Genomic DNA, 13,664 nt, shown 5'->3' with positions numbered 1-13,664 from the left:
GGATGAAGCTTGCCTTCTGAATACGGAAGATGAGGGCGGGTCGTCGGTGATCAAGGGTGAAGGATGGGGAATGCCACCGCACGACGGTGTTGACCAGGGCGAAGGTAGGCCGATAACTTCGCTCTACGGATTGTTGATTCCGTACAGCGGAAAATAGGAGGGTCTCGGAATGGGTCAGGGCCAGCAGGAGAAGGTGGCGACCAGCCTCGCGGGCGCCGTCAGCGAGGAGATCAGCGCCTCCCTCGCGCCGGTCGACGCCGAGCTGGAGCGCCGCTACCCCGGAGACCCCGGCACCCGCCAGCCCGTCCACACCGTCTACGTCCCCGGCGACGCCTTCGCCGCCGACACCGTCCGCTCCTGGGGCGACCGCGCCCTCGCGGCCCTCGACGAGCACGCCCCGGACGCCGCGGCCTTCGCCGCCGTCCTCGGCCTCTCCGAGGAACTCGCCGAGCCCGTCCACGCGCGCGTGCGCGCCAAGCTGGAACGCGAGCCGATCGAGGACCTGCGCGTCGACTTCGAGGACGGCTACGGCAACCGCCCCGACGCCGAGGAGGACAAGGCCGCCGCCCGCGCCGCCCGGATCATCGCCGAGGCCTACGCGGAGCGCACCGCCGCCCCGTACATGGGCATCCGCATGAAGTGCATGGAAGCACCCGTCCGCGCCCGGGGCATCCGCACCCTCGACATCTTCCTCACCGGCCTGATGGAGGCCGGCGGCCTGCCCGGCGGGCTGGTGCTCACCCTGCCCAAGGTCACGTACGCCGAGCAGGTCACCGCCATGGCGCGGCTGCTGGACGCCTTCGAGAAGACCCACGGCCTCGAACCCGGCCGGATCGGCTTCGAGATCCAGATCGAGACCAGCCAGTCCATCCTCGCCGCCGACGGCACCGCCACCGTCGCCCGCATGATCCAGGCCGCCGAGGGCCGCGCCACCGGACTGCATTACGGCACCTTCGACTACAGCGCCTGCCTCGGCGTCTCCGCCGCCCATCAGGCCGGCGACCACCCCGCGGCGGACCACGCCAAGGCCGTCATGCAGGTCGCCGCGGCGGGTACGGGCGTGCGCGTCTCGGACGGTTCGACGAACGTCCTGCCGGTCGGCCCGACCGCGAAGGTCCACGACGCCTGGCGCCTGCACTACGGCCTCACCCGCCGCGCCCTGGCCCGCGCCTACTATCAGGGCTGGGACATGCACCCCGGCCACATCCCCACCCGCTACGCGGCCGTCTTCGCCTTCTACCGCGAGGGCTTCGAGCAGGCCGCCGCCCGCCTGTCCCGCTACGCCAACCGCACCGGCGGCGACGTCATGGACGAACCCGCCACCGCCAAGGCCCTCAGCGGCTACCTGCTGCGCGGCCTGGACTGCGGCGCCCTGGACAACGGCGAGGTCGCCCGCCTGGCCGGCCTGACCCGGGCGGACCTGGAGTCCTTCGCGGCACCCCGGCGCGGTGACCTGACGGCGTCCGCCTGACACCGTCCGCCCCGGGGACCGGCGGGCGCGTACCGGCCCTGTCACAGCCGTCGCCGGCGCCCGTCGCCGTCACCGCCGACCCGTAGTCTGTACGCCACGCACTGGCGGTGTCGGCCGTCGGCGCATCCGGGCGGGGCCACAGGAACGAGGCAGCGGTGTCAACGGGGGAGCACGGGCAGGCGGACGGGGCCGGACGGCTGCTGGCCGGCCGCTATCGCGTCACGGCGGCGCTGGGGCGCGGCGGCATGGGCGTCGTCTGGAAGGCCGTCGACGAGGTCCTCGGCCGTGAGGTCGCGGTCAAGGAGCTGCGCACCTACACCGACGCGGCCGGTCCCGAACTGGCGGATCTGCAGCTGCGGATGCGGCGCGAGGCGCGTGCGGCGGCCCGGGTGCGCCACCCCGGCGTCATCTCCGTGCACGACATCGCCCAGGTCGACGGCCGCCCGATCATCGTCATGGAACTGGTCGACGGGCCGTCCCTGGACGACGTCCTGCGCGAGCGCGGCACGCTGGCCCCGGGCGAGGCCGCCGGCATCGGCGCGAAGGTCATGGACGCCCTGGCAGCCGCCCACCGCGCCGGCGTCCTGCACCGGGACGTGAAGCCGGGCAACATCCTGCTCGACCGCTCGGGCCGGGTCGTCCTCACCGACTTCGGCATCGCCACGATGGAGGACCCGGGGGACGGCTCGGCCACGCATCTCACCCGCAGCGGCGAACTCGTCGGCTCCCTCGACTATCTCGCCCCGGAACGCGCGCAGGGCGCCGACCCCGGTCCCGCCTCCGACATCTGGGCCCTGGGCGCCACGCTGTACGCGGCCGTCGAGGGCTCCTCGCCCTTCCGCCGCACGGCCACGTTCTCCACGCTCACCGCGATCGTCACCGAGCCGCTGCCGGAGCCCCGTCTCGCCGGTTCCCTCGCTCCCGTCCTCCAGCGGCTGATGGACAAGCGCCCCGAGTCCCGCCCGGAGGCCGACCAGGCCCGCGAACTGCTCCAGACGGTCGCGGACACGGGCGGCACGGACACGCCGACCTCTTCGCTGCGAAGCCCCGCGGCTCCGCCTCCACGCGCCGAGACGGAACGCAGCGTTCCCTCGGTACCGCCCGGGTTCGGGCCCCCGCGGCCCAGCGCCGCCGGACCTCACGAGGGCACGAACACGCCGGGCTCCGGCACGGCGGCCGCGTTCGGAGCCGCGGGGGTGGCGGGAGGCGCGGGGGTGGCGGGGGCCGGCGGTTCGGGGCCCACCGGCTCTGGCGGTCCGGGGGCCACCGGCTCTGGCTGTTCGGAGCCCACCGACCCCGGCGGTCCGGAGCCCACCGGCCCCGGTCACGCGACGCCGCAGGGTCACGCGACGCCGCACGGCCACCCGGCGCCGCAAGGCATCGGCCCGCAGGCCCCTGGACGCGGTCATGCCCCGCCTCCGGGCCCAGGCCCGCAGGGCCCGGACGCCGGCCCCCAGGGCTTCGGTCCGCTCGATCCCGGCAGCACCGCCCCCGGTGCCTCCGCCGCCACCGCCCCGGCGAACGCTGGCCGTGCCACGCCCCGGCGCAAGGCGCGCGTGCTGCTCGCCGCCACGGCCGTCACCGTCGTGCTCGCCGCCGCCGGGACCACGGTCGCGCTCCTCGGCGACTCAGGCGATGCAGGGGACTCCGGCGGCAAGGACACCACTGCCCGGACCGGCACCGCCGGTGCCGGCACCGGGTCCTCCGAGCCCGGCGGCGCGGACGACGACTCGAACGCGCCGAGGTCCACGCCCCAGGGCGACGACAAGGGCACGGACCCGTCCGCGAAGCCCGGTGGCAAGAAGGCCCCCGAGCCCACCGGCCGGGCGACCACCTCCGCCCCCGCCAAGCCCACCGGCGGCGACACCAGCGGCGCCACCGGCGGAGAGTCCCCGGACGGCGCCGCCTCCGACGGCCCGACCACCGCGGCCCCGGTCTGCCACCCCATCGGCGGCGGCAAGTACAACTGCCACGTCTGGAAGACCGCCGACTCCTACACCGCCTCCGGCGCCAAGGCCGGCATCCTCAACGCGGGCACCAACTACTTCTACTGCCAGCAGAACCTGGGCCGCCGCGAGACCTCCGGGGAGTGGACCAACGTCTGGTGGGCGAAGACCGACGACGACAGCGGCAACACGGACGTCTGGTTCAGCGACGTCTACATCAAGGGCGGTGACAACGACGCGCCGGTCCCGGGGCTCCCACTCTGCTGAGCCCGTGCCGAGGCGGCCACGTACCGTTCGAGACCGGAGGCCGTCACCAGCTTCTCCTCGATGAACAGCCGCGTCCCCCGCTCGCACAGCCGCCGGTCCCCGCGGGCCCGCGCGCAGAACTCCTCGGGCACGACACCGAACAGCTCCCGCAGCCGGGGCAGCCCGACGAGCAGCTCCGTCAGCAGCTCCCGCTCACCCGGGTGCGTGCGCGGCGTGCCCGTGCCGTCGTGGAGGACGCCGTGCCGGTTGACGTAGGCGTACGCCCCGGGCAGGCGCGTGCCGTCCGCGAGGTCGATCCGGATGTCCGGCGACGGCAGCCAGGCCCGGTCGAAGTTGCCGCCCGGCACCGGCGCGCCCTCGCTCGCGTCGATCACCGCGAGCTGCTCGGTGTCGAGCCACAGCACGAACAGCTCCCGCACGGTGTCCGGGGCGCCGACCGGGGAGGCCGACACGTACCCCATGCGGCTCACGTGCGCCGAGACGCCGGCGTCGACGCCCGTCACCCGGGCCTTGACCATCGGCAGCGGCGACCCGATCCCGTACTCCGTCATCTTGTGCCGGAGCTGTCCCGGGCAGCCGTTGGACCCGATGGCGATGACCGGCGTGCGGTCCTCGTACACCAGCCGCTCCAGCGGCAGGAAGCGGTCCCCGGCGAGGAGCCCGGACTCCGCGGGCCACGCACCCGGATACAGCAGCGGGTGCTCGCGAGGCGCCTCGTGCAGGCCCAGGGCTCGCAGCGTGCGATCGGTGGCGTCGTCCATCGGCCGCTCAGTCCGCCGGGGGGATCTCGCCCGAGCCGCGGGTGATCAGCCGGGTCGGCAGCTCGATGCGCTCGGGGGTGGCCAGGGTGCCGTCCAGCTGCCGGAAGAGACGTTCCGCCGCGGTGCGGCCGATGTCCGCCGCGTCCTGGGCGACGACCGTGACGCCCGGCTGGAGCAGGTCGGCGAGCTCGATGTCGTCGAAACCGACCAGGGCGACGCGGCGGGCCTGCTCGGCGAGCACCCGGATCACCGTGACCGTCACCCGGTTGTTGCCGGCGAAGACCGCCGTCACCGGGTCGGGGCCGGTCAGCATCTCCTCGGCCGCCCTGCGCACCCGCTCGGGGTCGGTGACGCCCAGGGACATCCAGGAGCCCGCCACCGGTATGCCCGCGTCCTCCATCGCGGCCCGGTAGCCGCGCAGCCGCTCGGCGGCGGTGTGGATGCGGGGCATGTCGCCGATGAAGCCGATCCGGCGGTGTCCGTGCGCGATGAGGTGGGCGACGCCGCCCCGGGCGCCGCCGTAGTTGTCCGACAGGACGACGTCGGCGTCGATGTGCCCGGCGGGCCGGTCCACGAACACCGTGGCGACACCCGCCTTGAGCTCGGGCTCCAGATACCGGTGGTCGTCCCCGGCCGGGATCACCACCAGCCCGTCCACCCGCCGCGCGCACAGGGCCAGCACCAGTTCCTGCTCGCGCTCGGGGTCCTCCGCGCTGGAGCCGTTGATCAGCAGGGCGCCGTGCGCGCGGGCCACCTCCTCGACCGACCGGCTCAGCGGTCCGTAGAACGGGTCCGCGAGGTCCTCCAGGACCAGGCCGATACTCGCCGTACGGCCCTTGCGCAGCACCCGCGCGCTGTCGTTGCGGCGGAAGCCGAGGGCGTCGATCGCCTCCTGGACCCGCCGCTCCGTCTCCGGGGTGACCCCCGGTTCCCCGTTCACGACGCGGGAGACCGTCTTGAGGCCTACTCCGGCGCGTGCCGCTACGTCCTTCATGGTCGGCCGGGTGCCGTAGCGCGCTGCGGATCGGAGGGGGGGAGGGGCCACGGTGTCCAGTCCTGTCCTGTCGTCCACGGGGGTGCGTCGATCCTGGGTTTGTATGAGGATGTGGCGTCGAGCATAGAGCCTGGACAACGTTGTCAGGCTCGGGGGAGACTGTCCACCGCAATCTCCGGCCCCGCGCACCCTCGCGGGACCGGGCCGCTGCTTGCCCTGCTTGATGGCTGTTCTCGGCGTTTTTCTCATGCCCGACGGGGAGATCCGACTCTGATGTACACCGACCTCGTGGCCGCGCTCGACATCGGCGGCACCAAGATCGCCGGCGCTCTGGTGGACGGCCACGGCCGGATCCTGGTCCGCGCCCAGCGGCCGACGCCCGCCCGGGAGAACGGCGACACCGTGATGCGGGCCGTTGAGGAGGTGCTGGCCGAGCTCACCGCGTCGCCGCTGTGGGGGCGTGCCTCGGGCGTGGGGATCGGCAGCGCCGGGCCCGTGGACGCCTCCGCGGGCACGGTGAGCCCGGTGAACGTGCCCGGCTGGCGCGACTTCCCGCTCGTCGCCCGGGTGCGGGCCGCCGCGGGGAACCTGCCCGTCGAGCTGATCGGCGACGGTGTGGCGATCACGGCGGCCGAGCACTGGCAGGGCGCCGCCCGCGGTCACGACAACGCGCTGTGCATGGTCGTCTCCACGGGCGTCGGCGGCGGCCTCGTGCTCGGAGGCCGGCTGCACCCCGGGCCGACCGGCAACGCGGGCCACATCGGTCACATCAGCGTCGACCTCGACGGCGATCTGTGCCCGTGCGGTTCGCACGGCTGCGTGGAGCGCATCGCGAGCGGTCCCAACATCGCCCGGCGCGCTCTGGAGAACGGCTGGCGGCCGGGTGCCGACGGGGACACGTCGGCCGCCGCGGTGGCGGCCGCCGCCCGCGCCGGCGACCCGGTCGCCGTCGCCTCCTTCGAGCGCGCCGCCCAGGCCCTGGCCGCCGGGATCGCGGCGACCGCGACGCTCGTGGAGATCGACATCGCCGTGATCGGCGGGGGCGTGGGCAAGGCGGGCGACGTCCTCTTCGAGCCCCTGCGCAAGGCGCTGAGCACCTACGCGACGCTGTCCTTCGTCCGGCACCTGACGGTGGCGCCGGCGCAGATGGGGACCGACGCCGGGCTGGTGGGCGCGGCGGCGGCAGCGCTGGCGAAGCGGACGGACGCGGCGGCGGCCGGGGTGTGAGGACGGATCCGGCGGAGGGGGCAGGAACGTTCAGTCTGGGGTGGCGTGACGCGGGCCGGTGCGGACGTCGACGGTGACTCCGGGTGCTACGGACCCGTGTAGAGGTGGTACGGACCGGTGTGGGGCCGACGGTGGCTCCGGGGTGATACGGACCAGTCCGTTCCGGATCGCCGGAAATCGACCGCACGTGCGTGCGATGTGGCACGATCGCGCTTGTGAGCAGCAGACCCGCCTCGGCGCAGCACCTGCGTGACCTCGCCCGGCTGCGCCGTGTCAAGGACCGGATCGACCGGGAGTACGCGAAGCCTCTGGACGTCGAGGCGCTCGCCCGGGGCGTGCACATGTCGGCGGGGCACCTGAGCCGCGCGTTCCGGCAGGCGTACGGGGAGTCTCCGTACAGCTACCTCATGACGCGGCGCATCGAACGCGCCATGGCGCTGCTGCGCCGGGGCGACCTGAGCGTCACCGAGGTGTGCTTCGAGGTCGGCTGCGCATCGCTGGGCACCTTCAGCACCCGCTTCACCGAGCTGGTCGGTATGCCGCCCAGTGCCTATCGGCGCGAGGCGGCGCGCGCGACGGCCGGCATTCCGTCGTGCGTGTCGAAGCAGGTGACCAGACCGGTCAGGAATCGAGAAGCGCCCGCCGCGAGCCGAAACTAGCGTGATGGCCATGGACCTTCACATTCACGCCAGCTTCCTTCCGCACGACGACCCGGACGCCGCCCTGGCGTTCTACCGCGACACCCTCGGCTTCGAGGTCAGAAACGACGTCGGATACGAGGGCATGCGCTGGATCACGGTCGGCCCCGTCGGCCAGCCCGGCACGAACATCGTGCTGCACCCGCCGGCCGCCGACCCCGGCATCACCGAGGACGAGCGCCGCACCATCACCGAGATGATGGCCAAGGGCACCTACGCCAGCATCGTCCTGGCCACCACCGACGTCGACGGCACCTTCGAGCGGGTGCAGGCGGGCGACGCCGAGGTGGTCCAGGAGCCGGTGGACCAGCCCTACGGCGTCCGCGACTGCGCCTTCCGCGACCCCGCGGGCAACATGGTCCGCATCCAGCAGATCAAGGCGTCGTAACAGCCCCAGCACCGCACTTCCCCCCGGCACCGCACTTCCCCCCCCGCCGCCCCCGGGAGCGGCGCGGGGGGCCGAGATCGCCCGAACGCGGCAGCGCCGCCCGGCAGATGGAGACACCATGAGCAAGGCCAAGACGACGGACAGACAGTCGCCCGGGCCGCACGTCGCCGACAGCCATGACGTGATCCGCGTGCACGGCGCGCGCGAGAACAACCTCAGGGACGTCAGCATCGAGATCCCCAAGCGCCGGCTCACGGTGTTCACCGGTGTCTCCGGTTCGGGCAAGAGCTCGCTGGTGTTCGACACGATCGCGGCGGAGTCGCAGCGGCTGATCAACGAGACCTACAGCGCCTTCCTTCAGGGGTTCATGCCGAACCTGGCCCGGCCCGAGGTCGACGTGCTGGACGGGCTGACGACCGCGATCGCCGTCGACCAGCAGCGCATGGGTTCCGACCCCCGCTCCACCGTCGGCACCGCCACCGACGCCAACGCCATGCTGCGGATCCTCTTCAGCCGGCTCGGCACGCCCCACGTCGGCCCGCCCGGCGCGTTCTCCTTCAACACCGCCTCGGTCTCCGCGAGCGGCGGCTTCACCGTGGACCGCGGTGCCGACAAGACCAAGACCGAGAAGGTGTCCTTCAGCCGCACCGGCGGCATGTGCACGCACTGCGAGGGCCGGGGCACCGTCTCCGACATCGACCTCACCCAGCTCTACGACGACTCCAAGTCGCTCTCCGAGGACCCGTTCACGATCCCCACCTACACCGGGGACGGCTGGGTGGTGCGGATCATCGCCGAGTCGGGCTTCTTCGACAAGGACAAGCCGATCCGGCAGTACACCAAGAAGGAGCGGCACGACTTCCTGTACCGCGAACCGGTCAAGGTGAAGGTCAACGGCGTCAACCTCACCTACGAGGGGCTGATCCCGAAGATCCAGAAGACCTTCCTCTCCAAGGACCGCGAGTCGATGCAGCCGCACATCCGGGCCTTCGTGGACCGGGCGGTCACCTTCACCCGGTGCCCCGACTGCGACGGCACGCGGCTCAGCGAGCTCGCCCGCTCCTCGAAGATCGGCAAGGTCAGCATCGCCGACGCCTGCGCGATGGAGATCCGTGACCTGGCGGAGTGGGTCCGGGGGCTGGAGGAGCCGTCGGTGGCGCCGCTGCTGACCAAGCTCCAGCACACCCTGGACTCGTTCGTGGAGATCGGCCTCGGCTACCTCTCCCTCGACCGGGCCTCGGGCACGCTCTCCGGCGGCGAGGCGCAGCGCACCAAGATGATCCGCCACCTCGGCTCCTCACTCACCGACGTCACCTACGTCTTCGACGAGCCGTCCATCGGCCTGCACCCCCATGACATCCAGCGGATGAACAACCTGCTCCTGCGCCTGCGCGACAAGGGCAACACCGTGCTGGTGGTGGAGCACAAGCCGGAGACGATCGCCATCGCCGACCACGTCGTGGACCTCGGCCCCGGCGCCGGCAGGGCGGGCGGCACCGTCTGCTTCGAGGGAACCCTGGACGGGCTGCGCGGCAGCGACACCGTCACCGGCCGCCACCTCGACGACCGGGCCAAGATCAAGGCGACGGTCCGCAAGCCCACCGGTGCGCTGGAGGTCCGGGGTGCCTCGGCGAACAACCTGCACAGCGTCGACGTCGACATCCCGCTCGGCGTCCTCACCGTCGTGACCGGCGTCGCCGGCTCCGGCAAGAGCTCGCTCGTGCACGGCTCGATGGCCCGGCAGGCCGATGCCGAGGGCGTGGTGGCGATCGACCAGACCCCGATCCGCGGCTCCCGGCGCAGCAACCCGGCGACCTACACCGGTCTGGCCGACCCGATCCGCAAGGCCTTCGCCAAGGCCAACGGGGTCAAGCCGGCGCTGTTCAGCGCCAACTCCGAGGGGGCCTGCCCCACCTGCAACGGCGCCGGTGTCATCTACACCGACCTCGCGATCATGCAGAGCGTCGCCACGCCGTGCGAGGAGTGCGAGGGCCGGCGGTTCGAGGCGTCGGTGCTGGAGTACCGCCTCGGCGGCCGCGACATCAGCGAGGTGCTGGCGATGCCGGTGGCCGAGGCCGAGGAGTTCTTCGGCAGCGGAGAGGCCCGCACGCCCGCCGCGCACAGGATCCTGGAGCGGCTCGCGGACGTCGGGCTCGGCTACCTCACCCTCGGGCAGCCGCTCACCACGCTGTCCGGCGGCGAGCGGCAGCGGCTCAAGCTGGCCACGCACATGGGGGAGAAGGGCGGCGTGTACGTCCTCGACGAGCCGACCACCGGTCTCCACCTGGCGGACGTGGAGCAGCTGCTCGGCCTGCTCGACCGGCTCGTCGACTCCGGCAAGTCGGTCATCGTGATCGAGCACCACCAGGCGGTCATGGCGCACGCCGACTGGATCATCGACCTCGGCCCCGGCGCGGGTCACGACGGCGGCCGGGTCGTCTTCGAGGGCACCCCGGCCGACCTCGTCGAGGCCCGTTCCACCCTGACCGGGGAGCACCTGGCGGCCTACGTTGGCGCCTGACGCCGGCGGAACGGTGCCGCCGGCGCGGCGGTCTCGGCCAGCCGGAGCCGTTCCTGGTCCCGGCGGGCCGAAGCATGCGCTGGTGCCGTCGGGCTGAGGTCGTTCGTGGTCCTGGCGGGCCGGTGGTTTTGCCGGTGCCGTCGGGCCGAGGTCGTTCCTGGTCCCGGTGGGCCGGAGCTTTTGCTGGTGCTGTCGGGCCGAGGCCGTTCCCGGCCCCGGCCGACGGGAGCCGCCGGTGGTCCCGGCACCGGTGGCCGTAGCCGCCCCTCGGCAGTCGCGGAGGGGCGGCTGAACGGCCCATCCCGGCGCGCGGCCGGTGCCGTCCCCGCGCACTCTGGTGCCATGGCGTCCGAGAAGCCCGTCGTGGTCTACCCGCCCGCCGCGGACGGCGGCCGGCGGGTCCGTGTGGACGGCCAGTTCCTCGGCATCGCCTACGGGCCGCTCGACGTGGCGGAGTTCCTGCGGCGGGCCGGGATCGAGGACGCGGACGCGGCGTACGTGGCGGCCACGGGGCTGATCGAGTGGCGCGGCGGCGGACCCGGCACGTGGGGAGCCGGCCAGGACGGCGACTCCGCGTGAAGCCGCTTCGCCCGGTCGTACGCGGTTGCGTGACCCCGGAGCGGGTCCGGCAGTTGAGTCGGCATGAAGAAGCGCAGCATGCTCGCCATCGCCTCCCTCGCCACCGGCTTCGTCGTCGCGGCGGTCACCCCGTCCCACGCCCTCGGGGACGGCCTCCGCACCCTGAACGTCGACGAGACCCTCAAGACCCTCGACGAGACCGTCGCCAAGGACAGCCTGTCCCTGGACCGGGAGGACGGCACCCAGGCGAAGAAGAAGGGCTGACGAGCCGCACGGCACCGCAGCCACGGCGCCGGCACCCCCGCGTGAGGGGGCGCCGGCGCCGTCGTCATGTGCGCCCTCAACTGCGGCTGGTTTCCGTGGCAGGGTGGAGCGGGCAAGCCTCAGGGGGCCAACAGAAGAGGGGGACCTGTGACCGTCGTCTGGATCAACGGCGCGTTCGGTGCGGGGAAGACCACCACCGCACGGGAACTGATCGAACTGATCCCGAACAGCACGCTCTTCGACCCGGAGGTCGTCGGCGGCGCGCTCACCCACCTGCTGCCACCGAAACACCTCGCCGAGGCCGGCGACTTCCAGGACCTGCCGATCTGGCGACGGCTGGTGATCGACACGGCGGCCGCGATGCTCGCCGAGCTGGGCGGGACCCTCGTCGTCCCCATGACCCTGCTGCGCCAGGAGTACCGCGACGAGATCTTCGGCGGCCTGGCAGCGCGCAGGATTCCGGTCAGCCACATCCTGCTGGCACCGGCCGAAACGATACTGCGGGAGCGGATAGCGGGCCGTGAGGTCCCGCGGGACCTGCCCGACGGCGACCTGCGAATACGCCAGTGGTCCTACGACCACATCGAGCCGTACCGGGCCGCCCTCGCCTCCTGGCTCACCGCCGACGCCCACCCGGTCGACACCAGCGATCTGACGCCGTACGAGACGGCCGTACGGATCGCCGAGGCCGTCACCAGCGGTTCCGTGCCCGTCTGCGACATCGTGCAGACGCCCGAGCCCACCGCCGAGACCGTCGCCGCCGGAGTGCTCCTCTTCGACGAGCAGGACCGGGTGCTGCTCGTCGACCCCACCTACAAGGCCGGCTGGGAGTTCCCCGGCGGCGTCGTCGAGCCCGGTGAGGCGCCCGCACGCGCCGGGATGCGCGAGGTCGCCGAGGAGACCGGCATCAGCCTCGACGAGGTGCCGGGCCTGCTCGTCGTCGACTGGGAGCGCCCCGCGCCCCCCGGCTACGGCGGTCTGCGCCTCCTCTTCGACGGCGGCCTCCTCGACTCCGCCGAGGCGGGGCGACTGCTGCTGCCCGGCCCGGAGCTGCGCGCCTGGCGCTTCGTCACCGAGGAGGAGGCCGCAGAGCTGCTGCCCCCGGTGCGCTACGAGCGGCTGCACTGGGCCCTGAGGGCACGCGAACGCGGAGCGGCGCTCTATCTGGAGGCCGGGGTGCCGGTCGGCTGACGCCGGGCTCGCCGCCCGCGCCCTTTACCCGGCACGGGGGATTCCGAGGGAAAAGCAAAAGGAAACACCGCAGGAGCCACGGCCAATCACTGCCCAAGGAATCTCCCGCAAAGATTCACGCGGCGGGTAATCACATTCCCTGCTCTCGTCAACACTTTTCCATGACCGCAAACAATCCCTTTTCTCGCCCCTGCGCGGCTTGACCGGACTCGCACGCCGTTGCGAAAGTCCGCAGAGTCTCACGGCGGAAGCAACGACCGCCACCCAATTTCCTTGCCTCAGGGGCAGATCCGGGATGTCCGTACGATGACCACGCAACACCAGCCGGTCGACACCGGTGGCGGCACCACACTGCTGACCGAGCCGTCGACGCAGGACTCCAGACCCGGCGGCACGGTTGTCGCCGGCCGCTCACCGGCCCGGATGGCCTGGCGGCGGATCAGGCGGGACAAGGTCACCACGGCCGCCCTGGCGGTCACCCTCCTGTTCATCGCGATCGCGCTCCTCGCGCCCGTGCTCACCGCACTGACCGGCTGGGGGCCGATCACCCCCGACAACAAGGCGATCAATCCGGACACGGGCAACTTCCCCTACGGATCGCTGGGCGGCGTCAGCGCCCAGCATCTGCTCGGCGTCGAACCGGGCACCGGCTACGACCTGTTCGCCCGCATCGTCTACGGCCTGCGCACCTCCCTCTACGTGGGATTCGCCTCGGCCGTGCTGTCCACCGCGGTCGGTGTCGTCGCCGGGCTCGCCGCCGGCTACTTCGGCGGCTGGGTCGACTCCCTGCTCTCGCGGATCATGGACGTGATGCTGGCGTTCCCGCAGCTGCTGTTCATCATCGCGCTCACCCCGGTGATCCAGAACGCGCTGCAGACCAACACCCACGGCGGCACCGACGAGAACCTCCGGCTGCTCGTCCTGGTCCTCAACATCGCCGTCTTCGCCTGGGCGTACACCGCCCGCCTGGTGCGCGGACAGGTACTGTCCCTGCGCGAGCGGGAGTTCGTCGACGCGGCGCGCCTGATGAGCGCCGGCCGCCGGCACATCCTCTTCCGGCAGCTGCTGCCCAACCTGTGGGCGCCGATCCTCATCTCCTTCGCGCTCGCCGTCCCGCAGAACATCACCACCGAGGCGGCCCTGTCCTACCTGGGCGTCGGCGTCATCCCGCCCAACCCCGACTGGGGCGCCCTGCTGTCGGACGCCTCCCAGTTCTTCCTTCAGGACCCGATGTACCTCTTCGTGCCCGGTGTCCTGCTCCTGGTCCTGGTCCTGGCGCTCAACCTCCTGGGGGACGGCGTCCGGGACGCCCTGGACCCCCGCGCCCGGCGCGGCTGAACCGAGCCACCCCCCGAGT

General features: G+C 72.7%; 12 protein-coding genes. 10 read left to right on the top strand and 2 right to left on the bottom strand.

All coding sequences use genetic code 11. From position 1 onward, the window contains the following. Nucleotides 1–169: 169 nt before the first annotated feature. Nucleotides 170–1,471: a DUF6986 family protein gene (locus tag RFN52_RS04405; protein WP_184842584.1), complete on the top strand. Its 1,302-nt coding sequence runs from the start codon at nucleotides 170–172 to the stop codon at nucleotides 1,469–1,471. A gap of 155 nt (nucleotides 1,472–1,626) precedes the next feature. After that, complete coding sequence (locus tag RFN52_RS04400) at nucleotides 1,627–3,684, top strand: serine/threonine-protein kinase (protein ID WP_184842581.1); 2,058 nt, start codon at nucleotides 1,627–1,629, stop codon at nucleotides 3,682–3,684. On the opposite strand, the gene RFN52_RS04395 is transcribed toward RFN52_RS04400, so the two are convergent. Further along, entirely contained in the window at nucleotides 3,630–4,445 is an 816-nt protein-coding gene (locus RFN52_RS04395) for a hypothetical protein (protein ID WP_184842579.1), read from the bottom strand. The genes RFN52_RS04400 and RFN52_RS04395 overlap by 55 nt on opposite strands. Nucleotides 4,446–4,452: 7 nt before the next feature. Continuing rightward, nucleotides 4,453–5,517 carry a LacI family DNA-binding transcriptional regulator gene (locus RFN52_RS04390; RefSeq protein ID WP_374050150.1) on the bottom strand — a complete coding sequence of 355 codons (1,065 nt, stop codon included), beginning with the start codon at nucleotides 5,515–5,517 and terminating at the stop codon, nucleotides 4,453–4,455. Between the two features lie 195 nt (nucleotides 5,518–5,712). On the opposite strand from RFN52_RS04390, the gene RFN52_RS04385 reads away from it, so the two are divergent. From RFN52_RS04385 to RFN52_RS04350, 8 genes are all read left to right on the top strand, one after another. Further along, complete coding sequence (locus RFN52_RS04385; protein WP_184842576.1) at nucleotides 5,713–6,666, top strand: ROK family protein; 954 nt, start codon at nucleotides 5,713–5,715, stop codon at nucleotides 6,664–6,666. Nucleotides 6,667–6,881: 215 nt separating this feature from the next. Further along, nucleotides 6,882–7,325, top strand: coding sequence for a helix-turn-helix transcriptional regulator (locus tag RFN52_RS04380; RefSeq protein WP_184842573.1), 444 nt, complete (start codon nucleotides 6,882–6,884; stop codon nucleotides 7,323–7,325). A 10-nt stretch (nucleotides 7,326–7,335) separates the two neighbouring features. Next, nucleotides 7,336–7,752 carry a VOC family protein gene (locus tag RFN52_RS04375; RefSeq protein WP_184842571.1) on the top strand — a complete coding sequence of 139 codons (417 nt, stop codon included), beginning with the start codon at nucleotides 7,336–7,338 and terminating at the stop codon, nucleotides 7,750–7,752. 118 nt (nucleotides 7,753–7,870) lie between these two features. Next, complete coding sequence (locus RFN52_RS04370) at nucleotides 7,871–10,273, top strand: ATP-binding cassette domain-containing protein (protein ID WP_184842568.1); 2,403 nt, start codon at nucleotides 7,871–7,873, stop codon at nucleotides 10,271–10,273. Nucleotides 10,274–10,615: 342 nt separating this feature from the next. Further along, on the top strand, nucleotides 10,616–10,852 hold the full coding sequence (locus tag RFN52_RS04365) for a hypothetical protein (protein WP_184842565.1): 237 nt from the start codon (nucleotides 10,616–10,618) through the stop codon (nucleotides 10,850–10,852). Between the two features lie 63 nt (nucleotides 10,853–10,915). After that, entirely contained in the window at nucleotides 10,916–11,116 is a 201-nt protein-coding gene (locus RFN52_RS04360; protein WP_184842562.1) for a hypothetical protein, read from the top strand. A gap of 147 nt (nucleotides 11,117–11,263) precedes the next feature. Next, nucleotides 11,264–12,307 (top strand): NUDIX hydrolase, encoded by a 1,044-nt coding sequence (locus RFN52_RS04355; RefSeq protein ID WP_184842559.1) that lies wholly within the window; start codon nucleotides 11,264–11,266, stop codon nucleotides 12,305–12,307. Between the two features lie 306 nt (nucleotides 12,308–12,613). Then, nucleotides 12,614–13,645: an ABC transporter permease gene (locus RFN52_RS04350; protein WP_184842556.1), complete on the top strand. Its 1,032-nt coding sequence runs from the start codon at nucleotides 12,614–12,616 to the stop codon at nucleotides 13,643–13,645. Nucleotides 13,646–13,664: the final 19 nt, after the last annotated feature.

The organism is Streptomyces collinus, from assembly GCF_031348265.1.
Classification (GTDB): Bacteria; Actinomycetota; Actinomycetes; order Streptomycetales; family Streptomycetaceae; genus Streptomyces; species Streptomyces collinus.
This window is presented reverse-complemented; position numbering and strand designations above follow the sequence as displayed.

Bases quoted from the DNA above. Each gene is read 5' to 3' on its own strand.
- RFN52_RS04405 (WP_184842584.1), top strand. From the start codon at position 170: ATGGGTCAGGGCCAGCAGGAGAAGGTGGCGACCAGCCTCGCGGGCGCC.
- RFN52_RS04395 (WP_184842579.1), bottom strand. From the start codon at position 4,445: ATGGACGACGCCACCGATCGCACGCTGCGAGCCCTGGGCCTGCACGAG.
- RFN52_RS04385 (WP_184842576.1), top strand. From the start codon at position 5,713: ATGTACACCGACCTCGTGGCCGCGCTCGACATCGGCGGCACCAAGATC.
- RFN52_RS04375 (WP_184842571.1), top strand. From the start codon at position 7,336: ATGGACCTTCACATTCACGCCAGCTTCCTTCCGCACGACGACCCGGAC.
- RFN52_RS04370 (WP_184842568.1), top strand. From the start codon at position 7,871: ATGAGCAAGGCCAAGACGACGGACAGACAGTCGCCCGGGCCGCACGTC.
- RFN52_RS04365 (WP_184842565.1), top strand. From the start codon at position 10,616: ATGGCGTCCGAGAAGCCCGTCGTGGTCTACCCGCCCGCCGCGGACGGC.
- RFN52_RS04360 (WP_184842562.1), top strand. From the start codon at position 10,916: ATGAAGAAGCGCAGCATGCTCGCCATCGCCTCCCTCGCCACCGGCTTC.
- RFN52_RS04350 (WP_184842556.1), top strand. From the start codon at position 12,614: ATGACCACGCAACACCAGCCGGTCGACACCGGTGGCGGCACCACACTG.